The organism is Bacillus cereus group sp. MG16, assembly GCF_040459875.1.
Classification (GTDB): Bacteria; Bacillota; Bacilli; order Bacillales; family Bacillaceae_G; genus Bacillus_A; species Bacillus_A paranthracis.
The window spans coordinates 1934787-1953073 of record NZ_JARVHE010000001.1 but is presented as its reverse complement, the minus strand read 5'-3'; the positions used below and the strand labels follow the sequence as shown (position 1 = coordinate 1953073).

Here is an 18287-nt window from a genome sequence, read left to right as displayed (position 1 = left end):
ACTCCACCACGAAAATATACGCACCACATTTCGGCACGTTATTATCATGGTGGAGTAGTTTATTAGCACATCTTGCTAAAATACCAATCCATTTATTCATAAATAAAACGATAGAGTCATAACAGGTCATATCACGATTCCATCTTTAACACTATAATTATAGCGTTAAAGTTAAAAATATACAATATAAAATTTAAACTACGCATATGTCCGTATGGAACTATCCATAATAACCCATATAAAGTGAAACTTTAATCAGCCCTCACCAATCGGGATAAAACATAACAAGGAGTAAGCAAACAAATGGGGTCTTTTAATAAATGGATTCGTGGTGAAAAATCTTTTTCTACCCAAGAGCAAGCTGATCACACATTAAATAAATCTATTTCTTCTTCCCTTTCCCTTAATTTAAAGCACTTGTCCAAACTGTTTAGCGGTATTCCAGAATTAATAACACGCAATTTTCCATTAAAAAACGGACAGGAAGCTGCACTTATATATATGGAAGGACTTGTAGACAAAACTGTTATTAACGTAAACATCCTTCGTCCTCTCTTATTTAAAGAGTGGAATGAAGACGATTTTTGGGAAGCCTCTGTTTCTATCGGAACTATTAAAAAGATTGAGCAGTGGACAGACATTGAACAATCTCTTTTACACGGCAAAAGTATTTTATTTATAAACGGGCAATTATCTGCTTTAGAGCTTGATACGCAAGCGGCACCAAAAAGGAGCATTGAAGAGCCTACAACAGAGAGCTCCATAAAAAGCTCACACGAAGGATTTAATGAAGTAGCGAGCGACAGCCTTGCACTTATTCGTCGATATATTCCAAATCGCGAATTGAAAGTGAAAGAATTCACTGTTGGTGAACGAGCTACTTCAAAGGTTTTTTTGCTTTATCTAGCAGATGTTGCGGACGAAGATGTCGTAAAAGAAATGGCATCCCGTATCGAATCAGTAAAAGTGGATGCGATTCTTACTACTGGTGAATTAGAGGGGTTTGTTGAAGATAATTCCTTTACTCTCTTTCCGCAATTATCAATAACTGAACGCCCTGACACAACAGCACATCATATTCTAGATGGGCGAATTGCTGTTGTTGTAGATCGTTCACCAGGCGTATTAATAGGACCAATGACTTTTTCAGCTTTTTTTCAGACGATAGATGATTACAGCTTCAGGCCAATGATTCCATCTTTTATACGATTACTTCGTTTCACTGGATTATTTATTGCAATTTTTGCTCCTGCTCTTTATATTGCTATGATTTCCTTTCATTATGAAGTGATTCCACTTAAATTATTGTTAACGATTGGAGAATCTCGAGCTAAAATTCCTTTTCCTCCTATATTAGAAGCACTTTTGATGGAATTAGTACTTGAAATGCTCCGCGAAGCTGCAGTTCGGCTTCCTGGTCCCGTTGGACAAACCATTGGCGTCGTAGGAGGGATTGTCATCGGACAAGCTGCAGTTCAAGCAGGAATAGTAAGTAATGTCATGGTTATCGTCGTATCTATTACTGCAGTCGCTTCTTTCATCATCCCTAATCTAGAAATGTCTGCAGGAATTCGACTTCTTCGCTTCCCAATGATGATAATTGCCTCTTTATTTGGTGTCATTGGTATTATGGTTGGGATGGCAATCATTATTATTCATATACTTTCTATGGAATCTCTCGGTGTTCCTTATGGTAGTCCTTTTTCTCCGTTATTTGCTTCGGATTTAAAAGATATTCTTATACGTTTACCATGGAAAATAATGAAGAAGCGCCCACTATCCCTTAACTTAAAACAAGAGAATCGACAACGCGATATAGAAGGAACGGAGGAAGAGAAGTGACAAAGCGTGCAAAGAGGGAGATTAGTTTATTTCAATACATTTTAACGATTAGTGGTGTTCAAGTAGGATTCGGTGTCCTTACACTTCCTCGTGAAGTTGCACAAGGGGCGAATACAGATGGATGGATTTCTATTATTATTGGATGCGCTATCACTACTTTAGTCAGTCTATGTATTGTGAAAATCATGGAAAAGCACCCTGGGTATACTTTACTCGACGTGCTAACTCGTTATCTTGGGAAGTGGCTAGGAAGAGCAGGAATGATTTTTTGGATTTTATATGCTGTCCTTGCAGCTATTTCTTTAATTTTTTCCCTCTTATACGTTATTCACATTTGGATTTTACCTAGAACTCCAATGTTTTTAATTATGATTTTACTATCTATTCCCATGCTTATGCTCGCATGTAAAGGCGTTCTTATTATAAGTCGCTACGCTGTTTTCACTGTGTTTTTCACACTGTGGATGCCTTTGCTATTGTTTATCCCTCTTAAAGATGGGCATTGGATATACCTTCTCCCTCTTCTTAAAGAGGGCTGGATACCAGTTTTAAACACCGTAAAATCAACTATTATTGCATTTCTTGGATTTGAGTTTGCATTTATCCTTTATCCTTATTTGAATAACAAATCCTCTGCCAAAAAAGGGATTGTTATCGCAAATTTAATTACACTATTTCTCTATCTTCAAGTCACGTTCGTTTCTTTCGTTTATTTTAGTCCAGATGGTATAACAAAGTTTTTATGGCCCACCCTTTCTCTTGTTACACCATTTCACTTTTCATTTCTTGAACGGTTTGAAATTATCTTTTTATCTTTTTATCTCTTCATTATTTTTGATTCTTGCATTCCTTACATATTTACTGCTTCAGATGGAATCAATCAATTACTTAACAAAAAAGGGAGTTCCTTACCTATTTGGTTTTTATTATTCGGGTGTATTGTTGTCTTATTCTTTTATATCCCTTCCTCTTACCAAATAAGTGCTTTGCGAGACTTTTGGGGAACTGCCAGTTATTTTATCGTTTTTCTATTCCCAGTCGTATTTCTCTTATACATGACACTTTATCAGCATTGGAAAAGGAGAAGAGTTTAAATGAGGCGCTTTATTCATTTCACTATACTTTACTTTCTCATAACCTTTTTAACAGGATGTGGAGATCGACTCGACTTAGAAAAACAATCAATTTCATTAATTTACGGCTTTGACGCAAAAGCAAAAGGAAAATTAATTGTGTACCACGTAAATCCTATTTTTAATGAAGACGTAGAAAAAAAGTACGAAACACATGAAGCGAAAGTACGTACACCTCGAGAAGCAAAAGCAACGTTTAATAGTTCAAGTAGCGGTTTAGTGTCTACAGAAAAGTTACAGCTCATTTTATTTAGCACGAAATTTTTAAAACAAGAAGGGGCTATGCCTTACCTTGATGTTTGGTATCGTGATCCTAAAAACACTGGAAACATGCGTATGGTTGCAGTAGACGGTCCCATTTCTTCCGTTATATATAATAACTTTAAAGATAAGCCTGCCCTTCCCGAGTATTTAACAGATTTAATTAATACGAACAAACTGTACAATCGGACCGTTTTTACGACATTCCATGAATTTCACAGGCAAACTTTTAATAAAGGTATCACACCTGCTATTTCAGAAATAAAAAAAGGTAAAAAAGATGTTATCGTTACAGGTTCCGCGCTATTAACTTCTCGCGGAATTTATAAAATGTCATTAAATCGTTATGAAAGCGCCCTTCTTCTTTTGTTACAAAAGAAAGCGAATACACCGGTTTCGCTTACATTGAAAATCCCTTCTACTTCAGTTGAAAGTAATAGTGATTTAAAAGATACCGATGGCGGCGATTTCGTAACAATAAATGTTCTTAGCATGAATCGTGATATCCATACAGACTATAGCGATAACCACTTCAAATTTAATGTTAAAATGGATTTAAAAATTGCTGTATCTGAACTTACATTCAACATGGATATAGACAAAGATAGAAAGAAATTAACTTCTCTTATTACAAAACAACTAAACAAAGATTTGAACGATTTAATCCACAACATTCAAAAACAGCAGCTTGATCCATTCGGATTTGGTGATTATGCGAGAGCATTTCAATATGAAGAATGGAAAAAAGTTGCCGACGATTGGCCGAGTGCCTTTTCAAAAGCTAACGTAAAAGTAGCACCTACGATTAAAATTTTAGAAAATGGGATTATTAAATAGCAAAACACGCTACTTGTTCTTATACGTTTAAAGAACAAGTAGCGTGTTATCATTTTTATTTTGAAAATTCCTGTATAGTTACGCTTCTGTTTCCGGTTCTTCGTTTTCCACTTCTTCCAATCTTTGCTGCTCCGCAAGCTCAGCTGAAATCATTCCATAATAAATTTCTGGATACAATCCAAATATTTGATATACACTTCCTAAAAACGGCATCGGAATCCCTCTTTTCTAAAGTTGTATTGCCACTTTTAAGGATTCCCTTTTCATTCATTATACATTCGTTTTTGGCGTTTCTTCTTCATCATGAACGCTTAATAAATTTTGCCATTTTTTATAAGGCGCACTATTTGGATCTACGTATCCTTTCGCGTACGAACGATCCCACAATTGTTTAATAAACATTTCTTTCTCTTTCTTGGCAACCATATCGGCACCTGTACCGTAATAGTTTTGGAAATATAACTCAATTTCATCAAGGAATAACCTTAATAATTCATCAGAAGTTTCTTCTAACGTTGGATCATATTTCGCTTCACGGTCATACATTAAAATCATATCTAAAATATTATGGACATGCTCTTTACGTAGCCATCTAATATCTTGAGCACCTAATACAAATGGATGCGTATATAAATGTCCACCTTGTATCATCGCCTTTTCTTGTTCTTCTTCAAATCTGGATAAGATGTTTTCATAAATGAACGGATTATGAAGTAATGCTCTGTGCAATTTATAACTTTCGCTTGAAATATTTTTCCCCATCGACTGAATTAAGAAACTACGTCCAACGCCGTTATATTGATACACGAATTGACCATCAACAGCAACTAAACTAATCCAGCGATATATATACGCGTATAGAAGAGCTCGATTACATTTATCATAATCTAACTTCGTTTGCGTTGCATTTAAGTCTGGCATGAATGCTGGTAAATGCCAATACTTATCTAAATGCGGTGTTAAACTAGATTTTTTACTATTCAACTTGTTTACACGGCGATAGTACGACTGAAAATAATCACCTTTATCATTCATAAATCCATTTGCAATATGTCCAGACGAAAGCTTAGGAAAGTCTTGTAGTGATAAACCATAATGTGCACGATAACAAATGACTTCAAATGGCGAGAAAGCTTCATTTACTGTATCTTTTTCTTTAAACATTTCTTGCATTAATTCCTCTTGCAGTTCTTTCTTTAAAGATGGATGTATGCCCCAATATTGTAATTCCCTATGATGAGAAACTTTCGGCACGAATGGACTTGCTAAATGGAACAAGTCTTCAATTTTTTCACGAACATATTCATCACGATCACGATTTTTATAATCCGCTTCTTTTCGTAATGCTTCAACGATGTTCAGCTCTAATTTATCGCGATAGCGTATTTGTAATTCATCGTAACAATAGTTTAGTATGTGCTCACGATAAAAGTCTTCTACCTTTTTCGATTGAATTTCTTCTGTTTTCGCATCCCGGCAATATTCCCCGTATAAGCTCATATAAATTTCTGCTGATATATCTTTCGGTAATACACCTAAATTTAAATGTTGTTGCATATCTTGCCATATCTTTTCTTGTAACTTCTCTTCCGCTAATACGTATACATTCGTTGGGTTTGTTTTTCCTTCAAATTCTTTGCTTCGTTTTTGAATTTCGAACAATAAATTTTCACGTGTTTCATGTAAATTATCAAAAAACCTTTCCCAATATTGAATCATTTTATTAACCGCTTGATATAGCGATTGATACACGAGTTCTAATAGCATTTCTTTACGGTATTCGTTTAATTTGTGTACGTACTGCGTTACAATATCTTCAAATTCCTTTTTAAATAAACGCTGCTGGTTATTAATCATTTTTCCGAACCAACCTTGTTGTTGCGCAATTTCTACTCGACGTACAGCTGTTACCGTTCCATCAATGTTACTCACATTAAATTTCTTATCGTAATTTTGAATTAAATTACGCTTTTGTTCATTATTTTCATGTAGTCGATTCATTTTTTCCACTAACTGCTTTCGAATTTCATACAACATAAAACGAGCTGCTACTGGATGAACTGGATCTGTTTTCTTTAAAAACCATGTATTTAATTGATATGACTGGCCTTCAGAACCACTCGGTGAAAAACGGTCTGATTCAATCATGTCATATAAAAGTGTCGTTACATGTTCATGTACACGGCTCGGAATCGCATACGCATATAAACGAACCGCATGATCGACCCTTGCTACTTCACCTTTCATTTGTTCCGTCATTTTTAGCTTCGCAGCCGAAATTTTACACTCATGCTGCAGACGATTTAATTCCTCGTCTTTTTGTACCGTACGCTGTACATAACTCTCTACAGCTTCTAAAAACAGTTTAGATTTCGCAACACCAACCTTGCCGCCTTCTGCTCCTTCACGCGTTTCATTGTACATTTGTCTATAGAAAATATGAGCCTGCTCTGGACGAGTAGCAAGATGTTCTAAATCTTCTAAATAACTTTTCCCGCGCTCTGGCTTTTCACGCTGCATACCACGTTTTACATCTTGGTCATATCTATGCTTCTTCTCTTGAAACAATTGATCTAAATGAAGCCACGATTCATCTAAACCTTGCACGGCCCATTTTAAAGCACAATATTTTAACACATGCTCATATGGATAAATAATCTTTGCCGTTCCGGCCCCGCAATATCGCCCTTTCCCGCTTGATTCTGCTAATTGCTGAATTTGATTATCTTCCTGTGCAAAATGATTTGCAGACATCGGACTAAATAATTGTAAATAAATCGTATTTGCCATTTGCTCCATATAATCTGATAAATTATGCAGATGGTGTCCATGTAAATTTTCGTAATCGTATAAAAAACAATAATTGTACGGTAAATGGTGTTGTTTAATCGTGTGATTTGTTCTCCCATCCTCATCTACTTGATCCGGTCGATACTCTAATTCAATCGTAACCCCGCCGCGTTTTGATAACTCTCCAGTAGAACCGAGCGTAATGGCATGTAATTCTTTTAACGAGGCATAGCCGTTTGCTTGCACCGTTTCAAACTCTTTCGCACTAACTGTTCTCGTCTTCACTAACACATCCGGCATTAGAAACGCACCACGTATTAAAATGTTGTGATGTTGCAGTTTTTTTCGAAGCATTTCACGTAAATATAATGCAATTTGTAGAAACATTCCTGAACCTGTTCCGCCCGCTAGTGATGTTACGATAATGACACGCACTCCATATTCTGTTTGATCGCTCGTAACTGGAAAAATCTTCTCGATTTCTTGCCAAAAAGACGTTAATTTATCTTCTTTCATCGCAGCACGTAACGCTAAACGGGAAATGACGCGTAACTGTCCTGCTCCTTCTGTTAATGGTTTATCAAGTATAGTTGGATCCATCGGAAACCACTCTGGAATCGTCGGATCTCCCGCAATATACTCCCTAGGTGTTTTACTAGAGCTCGTTTGCGTCTTAAACTTTCGAATATGATCGAATTTACTCAATGTATTCACATCTGTATCAAATACGTGCATTGCTACCTTTTTTCGACGCTCCTCAGGTAGTCTTTCATATATTTGATGTGTCACAGTACTACCGATTCCACCTAAACCAATTAATATCGTTGGAACTTGTAACGTCATGTGAACCACCTTCCTATTCTTGCTTGTTTGAAAAGAGAGGGAAAGATAACATTCTCCTCTTCTCCCCACCTACTATTCACACTCGTATTTGTAAATCTCCTTACCATATCCTCTATCAATTACTAAAAGTTCATTTGGATATAGGGTCTTATGTTCCATTCCAACCTCATCCTCTGTTATAAACATCCCATCAATAATCATTCCTACTACTTGTGACTCTTTCGCTACAAATATCGATTTTGATCCTTTCTTCGCTATAAACGTAACGGATTGCACAGTCTTTCTTTCTGCCCTAAACGGAATACCAAAATAATGCTTCCACCATTTATTTTTAAGTAACTCTGGCTCAGATTGATATAACCAATCTTTCGCTACCTCTTGATCCCATTCGTAATACAATAATGCTTTCCGGTGAAATCTCGGACGGACAATCCATCCTAAAACGATTATTCCTATTATTAACAGTAATAAAGTGATAGGAATAACAAACTTAAAAATAAGCGCATACTTTTCATAAAACGGCGCATCTTGAATGTGGAGTTTTATGTTTTTCTTTACTTCTTGTAACTTTGAATCCTGCACTACGATGGTAGCTTCTACGGTGCCGGTATCTGTAAAATTGAACGTGTCGGAGTAATGAGGTCGAGGATAAATATAAATTTGATTACCATGTTGTTTTATTTCATAGTTGATGGATTGTTTAGATGTGACACCAGTAGATTTTAATAGTTTTTTTACAGCCTCTTCTGTCATCGGCTTATCATCTAACTGTGGTTGTATAATAAATGGTTTACTACTCTCTAAATTCGTTACTTTTTCTTCATAATCTTTCGTGACAGTTCGAAGAGATAATTCAGGCTTTTTCGTTGTTTCGATTTTAAATTCTTTCGTCTGTCTGTAAAATCCTTTTATGTTCATATGAACTTTCCCGCGTACTAGCCCTTTATCAACCTTCATTTCGTAGTAAAATACATGTTTTTTATCGTCCCACTTCATCGGGTACTGTTTTCCGTCTATTTCTACTTCTGCCTGAAAATATGAAGATTGAATTGGTAATTCCGTAGGCTTCGCTTCGATAACAGCAGTAACACCTTCATACATTTTTTCCACATTCTTTTGACTACGATCATCTTTGTCATAAGTAGAAACAGTATAGTTAAGCGCCGGTTCAACTAGTACTTGTAGTCCTTCTTTCTCAATATCCTGGTCCACCTCTATCGTATAAGTTCCTGGTTTAATAACTTCCTCATTTTCCGTACTGATATGAACTATATTTCCGAACAATTTCGCTTCTCCTGGTGCATGTATGGAAAAAGAAGATTGTAATTGTAACGGTTTAGAAATTTGTGTGACCTGATAATCGGGCAGAGAAGGCGATTGTCGTACAAGCGTCATACGCTTTAATGGAAATGGTGTTGTAATCTCTACTTTCTTCCCTACTACTTTCGTTTTTACAATCGATTCAACAGAGGAAAACGGATCCCGATTTGCAACTAATGCTGCCACTTGATTGACGCTTTTTACAATACCATCCTCTCCACTAGATGGCATCGTAACTCCATTTATCTCTTTCTTCCATATTTCTTTAAACGTATTTAGTTGTACCTTTTCTTGCTGTCCTAAATCCTCTTCCATCGTAATTAAAACCGGATGTAATGATATCTTTTTTACATCCATTTCTTTCTTAAACTGCGCTAGCTTCTGCAAAATTTGTTCTTTTCCGCCAACCTTATCTTTCTCTAAATCATTAAATGCCCCGTCAGTTAACACAATAAGCCAAAATTCACGTTTCCCATCTATATCGGCTTCCTTTTTTATAGATTGCATCGCCGTTTCTACTGCGCTAAACGGAGTATTTAAATACGTTTTCCATGCTCCAATTCCCTCAATTTCCGTTTGTCTCTTATCCTTCGTTAACGAAATGTTTAATGGATCATTTGGCTTGCTCATTGGAACGTAAGAAAATGTATCTTTTTCATCTAATAGCGCAACTAAACTTTGCAAAGCGTAATTGGCATATTTCCAACGATCGTTATTTCTCATGCTGCCCGAATCATCATATACAAGTGAAACGACCCTTTCCTTTGCCTCCTCTCCTTTTGCAAAAGTCCAAAAAGGATGTAACCATATTAATAGAAACAACATGAATGTGGCACAAATTCGAATTTTCATGATGAGGCTTCGCCACCTTTGTAGACAAATTCCTATGTTTAAATTTATGAGAGGATACAAGATATATGACTTGTATTTTAGGACAACGAACATAGCATAACTTTATTATGTAAACAGTTATAAAAACTGAATATGATTCCTTCTAGCGTTTTCTATCCGGTAATGTAAGTAAAAAAGCCTGTTTAAGCTTTACACTTAAAACAGACTTTTCCTACTTTTTATTTTAAAAACACATAACAAAAAGTTTGATTTTTGACTTAACACATCACTTCTATTGTAAATCCACCAGGTGCTTCAACGTAAAACGTATACGCATGTGCACGTTTAGGAGCCTCAACCAAAAATCCATCTTCCTTCAATCTTTGATTTATCTTATTTACTTGTTCTTCACTTTCTTGCGGAAATCCTACATGAAATGTTTTTGGATACTGAACTTCGTTTCCTTTCATTAAAGTTAGTATAAATCCATCATTATCACGCATAACTGCAAAGCCATTTCCCCTTGTTCCGCTACAAGTTAAGCCAAAATATTTTTCTAAAAACTCTCTCGCAGCTACTACATCTGCAACTGTTAAATTAAGATGTTTAATTTTCAAATCATCACCATCTTTCTTAATTTTCTAACATTTTACCATATAAAGTGAAACTTTAATAAGTGGGGGGGTGTTCACCCCCGCTTATTATTAGTTGAACCAATCGGACTTTTACGGACAATTGATCCCCTGCCTCCCTTCTTTGCTTCCGCTGAATTTTGAGATGGGGATTTTACTGTCCGTTAATGCGGGACAAATAAAAAACACGCCTTCACAGCGTGTTTCATTTCTTCACATACACTTCAACAATCGGATTATCTTTATGATCCGCATGCAAGCGTATATTCTCTTCACTTGTACGATAAATGCTAGCTAATAACATAATTGTTAACACATTAGGAGTTTTTGCATCGCTCCCGTATTTTCTTTCCAGCGCTTCCTTGTATTCAAAATCCAAATCCCCCTGCACATATGTATACACTTCAAAGCCATCTTCTAAATTGCAAACTACTGTATCAATAATGTCTGCCCCTACTTGCTTTTTCATTTCCTCTCGCAATGCTTCAATAAACTCTTCCCACGGTACTTCGTATGTCTGAAACTGATCTGTAGATTTCATGCCTTTTCCTCCTTATATATCCTCTTCCTATATTTCCCCTTTCCTATAACAATTATGATAGTTAGGGCATTCGTACAAGCCGCACTTGTCCCCCTTACATATCGTATTACTGTAATGGGGAAGGAGGAATGAATATGCATAGACAAAAATGTTATGATACGTGCCGACGTTACTTCGGAAAAGTTGTTCGGATTGAAGACCGTGATGGCCGTATACATTTAGGTAAAATAATCGATGTGACACAAAGCTCTGTATGGATTGAACCGGTGCAACAGCGCTCATCTTTTGATTCAGGATTCGGATACTATGACGCTTATGCAAATGGTGGTTGCGACCTTTGCGGCGGCCTTAGCAGATGTGATAGTTGCGGATTTGGTTGTGGTGGTGGATTCAGCGGCTGTGGATGTGGCGGTCGTGGTTGCAGTAATTGTGGTTGCGGCGGCTGGGGTGGCGGCGGTTGTGGCTGGGGTGTTGAACTCGGATTTGGTTTCATCTTCGGAATTACATTAGCTGCATTATTTTTCATTTAACATAAGTAAAGAGTTGACTATCTTTAGCCAACTCTTTTTCTTTATTTTTCACATATAAAAATACGATGACCTAAAATATGTTGATACATAAGTCGTACATTTTCATGTTGCACCCATGCCTCATATAACTCATTCGGAATAAATTGTGATACATTCCATTCTGGCTCTTCTATATAGCTAGAGATTGTTTCTGCAATTGTACCACCGCCAGCAATAGTAACCCGCCGAAAATTTGCTTTCTGAAATAATTGTACCCACTCGCTCTCAGTTAATAGTTCTTTCATCCCGTATAATTGAGCGATTTTTTCTTCCTCTCCCTTATCAATGTGCCTATCAATAATCATTTCAATGACAACAAGCTTACCGTCTTTCTGTAATACACGATAGCACTCTGAAATAACCTTTTCTTTTTCTGTAAAAGCGAGTATCGATTCTCCGAGTACGAACTCAAATGATTCATGCAAACATGGTAATTGCTCTACACTCCCTTCAATTAATTGAATATCTATTCCCTCAAACGACCATCTATCTTTCGCCTTTTGAATCATAATTTCATTCTTTTCAACCGCTGTTACTTTATAACCACACTCTTTTGTCATATACGCTGCTGTTTTCCCCGTACCGCAGCCGAGTTCAAGGACATTTGCTCCATATCTAAAAGGCAATTGTGCTAACAGTTGTTTTGTTAACGTAAAACCACCAGGATGAGCACTCCCTATTCCATAATAAGCTAGGAAATCGATGTATGTGTTTCGTTTCATAAAATTCTCCTTTAAATTTTCTATAATACATATATTCACCCATCCATAATTAGTGCACATAAAAAAGCATTCCCAAGTGCGATACCGCAACTTGAAAATGCTCTTCTCTTTTTTATTTCTCTTCAATATACGCCCATTTAAAGCTATATTCCGGACTAATATTATGTTTCACAATTCCCTTTACATTCGGTTTCATAACATATGATTTAGCACTTTGATATAAAGGTACAAGTGCTACATCTTCCTCAAGTAATAATTTCTCTGCCTTACCTAACTCTGTCCAACGTTTTTTTGCATCAGCCATCCATTCTGTCTTACTTTTAGTAATAATGTCATCATATTTTGAATTTGAGTAGCTCATCTGGTTTTGCGAATTTTTTGTTTCAAACATATCAAGATATGTCATTGGATCCGCATAATCTGGATTCCAGCCACCATATGAAAAATCATAATCTTGGTCTGATTCTAATTTTAGTTTTTGTTTAAATGGTTGCAACTTAATATTTACTGTCACGCCTTTCAAATTCTTTTCAACTTGATCTTTTACATACTCCCCAACTTTTTTCGCATTACCAGTATCATAATTTAACAGTTCAATTGTTACTTGATCTTTTCCAAGTTCTTTTTTCGCTTCTTCCCATGCTGCTGCTGCCTTTTTAGAATCTTGTTTTAAACCATTCTTGAACGTTTCTGCGAAATCTTTACCGTCTGGTCCACTTGCTAAACCTTTTGGTACTAAGTAATCGACTGGTTTTGAACCATCATTTAAAATGACATTCGTTAAAGCTTTCTTATCAATTGATAATGCGATTGCTTCACGTAATTTTTTACTCTTTAGAGGTGTATCTTGCCCACCACGTTTTTGATTTAGACGTAAGTAAAACGTACTTGTTTCCGAATAGGCCCCAAACTCTTCTTTATTGTTTCTATACTTATCCACGAATTCACCTGATAATAGTGCGAAATCAATTGCACCTGTATCAAATAAGTTTACTCTTGTAGCTACTTCTTTTACTACACTATAGTTGATTTCATCTAGTTTTACAGTCTTTTTATCCCAATATTGATCATTTTTCTTTAATTTCCAGCCTTGCTCATGTTTCCAGTCTGTAAGCACAAATGGACCATTATACAGTGTTGTATCAGACTCTAAACCGAATTTATTTCCTTTTTCTTTTACGAACTTTTCATTTAATGGATAGTATGACGCAAATGCCATTAAGTTCAAGAAATATGGTACAGGTCTTTCTAGTTCTACTTCAAGCGTATAATCATCTACCGCTTTTACACCTAATGTCGAAACTTCTCCTTTTCCTTGATTAATCGCTTCTGCATTTTTAAGATAGTAAGCAATAAATGCATACTCAGCAGCTGTTTTTGGATCTACTAGACGTTGCCATGCAAATACGAAATCTTTCGCTGTTACAGGATCACCATTTGACCATTTTGCATCTTTCCGTAATTTAAATGTATATTTTTTGCCATCCTCGCTTTTTGTGCTAGATTCCGCTACAGCTGGGATTGGCTTATTATCTTTATCTAATCGATATAAACCTTCCATTGTATTCCCTAAAATTTGTGAGCCAAGTGTATCTGTATTTTTTGAAGTATCCATCGTCGGAATTTCATTCGTTTCTGTACGATTTAGCACTTGCTTTGCCGCATATTTAATATCAGATTTCTTCTCTTCTCCACCATTATTAGATGTCGTTGTCGTTGTCGTTTTCTTCTCCCCACCTGAAGATCCAGAACACGCTGTTAACGCCATACTCATCGCTAAAACTGGTGCTACAACCGCCGTAAACTTTTTCATCTTTTTCTTCATTCTTGTACCCTCCCCAATTTATATGTACGAAACTAACTTTGAGAGATTTCCAATTTAAATTATCAGAAAATTATTACTAATTATTATTCTACTAATTTTTCTTGGAATGTAAAGTATTTTCAAAAATATTCATAATAATTAATTTATTTACTCCAATAACAATCTATTACTACTATACGAATTCTCCCCCATCTACTATATGTAAGTACCACTTTTCTTATTCTTCTCTATCTATTTAAATTTAATTGGATAGCAAAAGAGCGTTTTAAAAAAATAAATAATATATTTTTCAAACGCTCTTTTTTCTTATTTCCCTTCCGTTACATACGCCCACTTAAAGCTATATTCTGGACTAATATTGTGTTTCACAATTCCTTTAACAGTCGGTTTCATTACATACGCTCTTCCTGTTTGATATAAAGGAACTAGCCCAGCATCTTCTTCAAGGAATAGTTTTTCAGCTTTTCCTAACGTTTCCCAACGTTTCTTCGCATCACCCATTAATTCATTACCTGCTTTTTGTACCATTTCGTCGTATTTTGCATTTGAATAACTCATTTGGTTATATGGACTCTTCGATTCAAACATATCAATAAATGTCATTGGATCCGCATAGTCTGGACTCCAACCTGCATAAGAAATTTCATAATCTTGTGCAGTCTCTAATTTTAATTTTTGTTTGAACGGCTGAATTTTTGTATTAATTGTTACACCTTTTAAATTTTTCTCAATTTGATCTTTAACATAATCAGCAATCTTTTTCGCAGTTCCATCATCATAACTTAGTAATTCAATTGTCACTTGATCTTTACCAAGTTCTTTTTTCGCTGCTTCCCACGCTGCTGCACCTTTTTTCGGATCATATTTCAGACCATTTTTAAATGTATCTTGGTAGTCTTTACCGTCTGGTCCTGTCGCAAGTCCTTTTGGTACTAATTGATCTGTTGCTTTTGAACCATTATTTAAAATAACGTTTGCCAGTCCTTTTTTATCAACCGATAATGCAATTGCTTCACGAAGCTTTTTGCTCTTTAACGGCGTATCTTGTCCGTTACGCTTTTGATTTAAACGTAAGAAGAATGTACTTGATTCTGCATACTCGCCATATTCTTCTTTGTTCGATTTATATTTATCTACAAACTCTCCTGATAGTAGTGTGAAATCAATTGACCCTGTATCATATAAGTTTACTTTCGTCGCAACTTCTTTCACTACACTATAGTTAATTTCTTCTAATTTCACAGTCTTCTTATCCCAATACTTATCATTTTTCTTTAGCTGCCATCCTTGTTCATGTTTCCATGAAGACATCACGAACGGCCCGTTATACACCGTTGTATCTGCTTCTAAACCGTACTTATCGCCTTTTTCTTTTACGAATTTTTCATTTAACGGATAGTATGACGGGAATGCTAGTAAATTCAAGAAATATGGTACTGGCTTTTCCAATTCTACCTCTAGTGTATAATCATCTACTGCTTTTGCCCCCAAATCTGTTAGAGGTTTTTCACCTTTATTAATTGCTTCTGCGTTTTTAATATAGTAAGCAATAAATGCGTATTCTGACGCTGTATTTTTATCAAGTAAACGCTGCCATGCAAATACGAAATCTTTCGCTGTTACAGGATCACCATTCGACCATTTTGCATCTTTACGTAATTTAAATGTATATTTTTTGCTATCCTCGCTTTTCGTACTAGATTCTGCAGCAGCTGGAATCGGCTTATTATCTTTATCAAGACGATATAATCCTTCCATCGTGTTCCCTAAAATTTGTGACCCTAACGTATCAGTAGATTTAGACGTATCCATCGTCGGAATTTCTTGATTCTCTGTACGATTTAATACTTGTTTTGCTGCGTATTTAATTTCGGATTTGTTCTCTTCCCCACCACCGCTAGACGTCGTAGTTGTTTTCTTCTCTCCACCTGATCCAGAACACGCTGTCAACGCCATACTCATCGCTAAAACTGGCGCTACAACCGCCGTGAACTTTTTCATCTTTTTCTTCATTTTTGTACCCTCCCCAATTATATGTACGAAACTAGATTTGAGTAATTTCCTAATAATTAGTTATCAGAAAATTCTTATTAATTAATATTCTACTAACTTTTCTATTTTTGTAAAGTTATTTTTGGAAAATTATAAAAATTATTTTTTTGTGATAGTAAAAGATATTTTTCACAGTTGTTACTATACAAATTATTTATATCTATCGATGCATTTACATTTAATCTCATAATAAAAGAGCATTCCAAAAGTAAATAGTCTACTTTTGGAATGCCCTATCATTTTATCTTTCTATTGTGGACAACGAGATTCTCGCTAAAAAATAAGCTAAGAAACCTATATAGATCCACTTAAAGACAGTATTATCGTTTAAAATTATTTTCCATCTTTTTCAGTCATATATGCCCACTTGAAGCTATACTCTGGGCTAATGTTATGGTGAACGATGCCTTTTGCGTTTGGTTTTTGAACGTATGCATCACCACGTTGGTATAAAGGTACAAGCGCTACATCTTGCTCAAGAAGTAATTTCTCAGCTTTTCCTAGCTCTTCCCAACGTTTCTTCGCGTCACCCATTAATTCTCCGCCAGCTTTTTTGATCATATCATCATACTTCGGATCAGCGAAGCTCATTTGGTTATGAGAATGATTAGACTGGAACATATCTAAGAATGTCATTGGGTCAGCGTAGTCAGGTCCCCAACCAGCATATGATAAATCATAATCTTGCTCTGTTTCTAATTTCAGTTTTTGTTTGAATGGTTGAAGTTTAATATTAACAGTTACACCTTTTAAGTTTTTCTCAATTTGATCTTTTACATATTCCCCAACTTTTTTCGCATTACCAGTGTCATAGTTTAATAGCTCAATTGTAACTTGATCTTTTCCAAGCTCTTTTTTCGCTTCATCCCATGCAGCTGCTGCTTTTTTCGCATCTGGTTTAATACCATTTTTAAATGTTTCTTGGAAGTCTTTACCGTCTGGTCCAGTTGCTAATCCTTTTGGTACTAAGAAGTCCGCAGGTTTAGATCCATCATTTAGAATAACGTTTGATAGATTTTTCTTATCGATTGAAAGTGCGATAGCTTCACGTAATTTCTGGCTCTTTAACGGTGTATCTTGCCCGCCACGTTTTTGGTTCATACGTAAGAAGTAAGTACTTACTTGTGAGTATGTGCCAAACTCTTCTTTATTGTTTCTATACTTATCAACGAATTCACCCGATAGAAGTGCAAAATCAATTGCATTTGTATCATATAAGTTTACTCTTGTCGCTACTTCTTTTACTACACTATAGTTAATTTCGTCTAGTTTTACAGTCTTTTTATCCCAATATTGATCGTTTTTCTTTAGTTTCCAGCCTTGCTCATGCTTCCAATCAGTAAGAACGAACGGTCCGTTATATACTGTCGTATCAGACTCTAAACCGAATTTATCCCCTTTTTCTTTTACAAATTTCTCATTTAACGGATAGTATGATGGGAATGCTACTAAGTTTAAGAAGTATGGTACTGCTTGTTCTAATTCAACTTCTAAAGTAAGGTCGTCTACTGCCTTTACTCCTAGTTCCGTTACAGGTTTTTCACCTTTATTAACAGCTTCTGCATTTTTAATTGGGAATGCGATAAATGCATACTCAGCAGCTGTTTTTGGATCTAATAGACGTTGCCAAGCATATACGAAATCTTTCGCTGTTACAGGATCACCATTTGACCATTTTGCATCTTTACGTAATTTGAATGTATATTTTTTACCATCCTCACTCTTCGTGCTTGATTCTGCCGCAGCTGGGATTGGTTTGTTATCTTTATCTAATCGATATAAACCTTCCATTGTGTTCCCTAAAATTTGAGAACCTAATGTATCTGTATTTTTAGAAGTATCCATTGTTGGAATCTCATTTGTTTCAGTACGATTTAGTACTTGTTTCGCTGCTAATTTTTCTTCTGATTTGCTATCTCCGCCAGAGCTAGAATTTGTGCTTGTCTTCTTATCTCCACCTGATGTAGAACATGCTGTTAATGCCATACTCATTGCTAAAACTGGTGCTACAACTGCTGTTAGTTTTTTCATTTTTTTCTTTTTCACTTTCTGTACCCTCCCTAATTCTTAACGCTCTCATTTAAGAATT

13 protein-coding genes are annotated in these 18287 nt (G+C 35.7%); 4 read left to right on the top strand and 9 right to left on the bottom strand.

Annotation, left to right across the window (positions count from 1 at the left end):
- Positions 1-303 precede the first annotated feature (303 nt).
- From QCI73_RS10025 to gerSC, 3 genes are read left to right on the top strand one after another with little or no spacing between them, the layout of a single operon-like run.
- The gene (locus QCI73_RS10025; protein ID WP_327922790.1) at positions 304-1842 is read left to right on the top strand and encodes a spore germination protein; all 1539 of its coding nucleotides are present in this window, start codon (positions 304-306) and stop codon (positions 1840-1842) included.
- Positions 1839-2936, top strand: a complete 1098-nt coding sequence (locus QCI73_RS10020) for an endospore germination permease (protein WP_000166502.1) — start codon at positions 1839-1841, stop codon at positions 2934-2936. The genes QCI73_RS10025 and QCI73_RS10020 overlap by 4 nt, the downstream gene beginning before the upstream one ends.
- The gene (gene gerSC, locus QCI73_RS10015; protein ID WP_353822832.1) at positions 2937-4073 is read left to right on the top strand and encodes a spore germination protein GerSC; all 1137 of its coding nucleotides are present in this window, start codon (positions 2937-2939) and stop codon (positions 4071-4073) included.
- A 78-nt stretch (positions 4074-4151) separates the two neighbouring features.
- Here gerSC and QCI73_RS10010 read toward each other — a convergent pair whose 3' ends face one another.
- The 5 genes from QCI73_RS10010 to QCI73_RS09990 form a co-directional block, all read right to left on the bottom strand.
- Positions 4152-4286 (bottom strand): hypothetical protein, encoded by a 135-nt coding sequence (locus QCI73_RS10010; RefSeq protein ID WP_001116175.1) that lies wholly within the window; start codon positions 4284-4286, stop codon positions 4152-4154.
- 57 nt (positions 4287-4343) lie between these two features.
- Positions 4344-7706, bottom strand: coding sequence for a tubulin-like doman-containing protein (locus tag QCI73_RS10005; protein WP_048550190.1), 3363 nt, complete (start codon positions 7704-7706; stop codon positions 4344-4346).
- A 72-nt stretch (positions 7707-7778) separates the two neighbouring features.
- A complete protein-coding gene (locus tag QCI73_RS10000) occupies positions 7779-9878 on the bottom strand; it encodes a vWA domain-containing protein (RefSeq protein WP_144660856.1) in 2100 nt (699 codons plus the stop codon).
- 257 nt (positions 9879-10135) lie between these two features.
- Entirely contained in the window at positions 10136-10474 is a 339-nt protein-coding gene (locus QCI73_RS09995) for a VOC family protein (protein ID WP_144660857.1), read from the bottom strand.
- A gap of 220 nt (positions 10475-10694) precedes the next feature.
- Positions 10695-11030, bottom strand: a complete 336-nt coding sequence (locus QCI73_RS09990; RefSeq protein ID WP_002194753.1) for a hypothetical protein — start codon at positions 11028-11030, stop codon at positions 10695-10697.
- Between the two features lie 134 nt (positions 11031-11164).
- Between QCI73_RS09990 and QCI73_RS09985 the strand changes: the two genes are divergently transcribed.
- Positions 11165-11560, top strand: coding sequence for a hypothetical protein (locus tag QCI73_RS09985; RefSeq protein WP_042875367.1), 396 nt, complete (start codon positions 11165-11167; stop codon positions 11558-11560).
- A 41-nt stretch (positions 11561-11601) separates the two neighbouring features.
- Here the strand turns inward: QCI73_RS09985 and QCI73_RS09980 are convergent, their stop codons facing one another.
- The 4 genes from QCI73_RS09980 to QCI73_RS09965 form a co-directional block, all read right to left on the bottom strand.
- The gene (locus QCI73_RS09980; protein WP_327922788.1) at positions 11602-12321 is read right to left on the bottom strand and encodes a class I SAM-dependent methyltransferase; all 720 of its coding nucleotides are present in this window, start codon (positions 12319-12321) and stop codon (positions 11602-11604) included.
- A gap of 112 nt (positions 12322-12433) precedes the next feature.
- The gene (locus QCI73_RS09975; protein ID WP_353822831.1) at positions 12434-14146 is read right to left on the bottom strand and encodes a peptide ABC transporter substrate-binding protein; all 1713 of its coding nucleotides are present in this window, start codon (positions 14144-14146) and stop codon (positions 12434-12436) included.
- A gap of 306 nt (positions 14147-14452) precedes the next feature.
- Complete coding sequence (locus tag QCI73_RS09970; protein ID WP_353822830.1) at positions 14453-16159, bottom strand: peptide ABC transporter substrate-binding protein; 1707 nt, start codon at positions 16157-16159, stop codon at positions 14453-14455.
- A 372-nt stretch (positions 16160-16531) separates the two neighbouring features.
- Positions 16532-18244, bottom strand: a complete 1713-nt coding sequence (locus QCI73_RS09965) for a peptide ABC transporter substrate-binding protein (RefSeq protein WP_029439690.1) — start codon at positions 18242-18244, stop codon at positions 16532-16534.
- Positions 18245-18287 lie beyond the last annotated feature (43 nt).

Bases quoted from the DNA above. Each gene is read 5' to 3' on its own strand.
- QCI73_RS09970 (WP_353822830.1), bottom strand. From the start codon at position 16,159: ATGAAGAAAAAGATGAAAAAGTTCACGGCGGTTGTAGCGCCAGTTTTA.
- QCI73_RS10005 (WP_048550190.1), bottom strand. From the start codon at position 7,706: ATGACGTTACAAGTTCCAACGATATTAATTGGTTTAGGTGGAATCGGT.
- QCI73_RS10000 (WP_144660856.1), bottom strand. From the start codon at position 9,878: ATGAAAATTCGAATTTGTGCCACATTCATGTTGTTTCTATTAATATGG.
- QCI73_RS10010 (WP_001116175.1), bottom strand. From the start codon at position 4,286: ATGCCGTTTTTAGGAAGTGTATATCAAATATTTGGATTGTATCCAGAA.
- QCI73_RS09975 (WP_353822831.1), bottom strand. From the start codon at position 14,146: ATGAAGAAAAAGATGAAAAAGTTTACGGCGGTTGTAGCACCAGTTTTA.
- QCI73_RS09985 (WP_042875367.1), top strand. From the start codon at position 11,165: ATGCATAGACAAAAATGTTATGATACGTGCCGACGTTACTTCGGAAAA.
- QCI73_RS10025 (WP_327922790.1), top strand. From the start codon at position 304: ATGGGGTCTTTTAATAAATGGATTCGTGGTGAAAAATCTTTTTCTACC.
- QCI73_RS09980 (WP_327922788.1), bottom strand. From the start codon at position 12,321: ATGAAACGAAACACATACATCGATTTCCTAGCTTATTATGGAATAGGG.
- QCI73_RS09990 (WP_002194753.1), bottom strand. From the start codon at position 11,030: ATGAAATCTACAGATCAGTTTCAGACATACGAAGTACCGTGGGAAGAG.
- gerSC (WP_353822832.1), top strand. From the start codon at position 2,937: ATGAGGCGCTTTATTCATTTCACTATACTTTACTTTCTCATAACCTTT.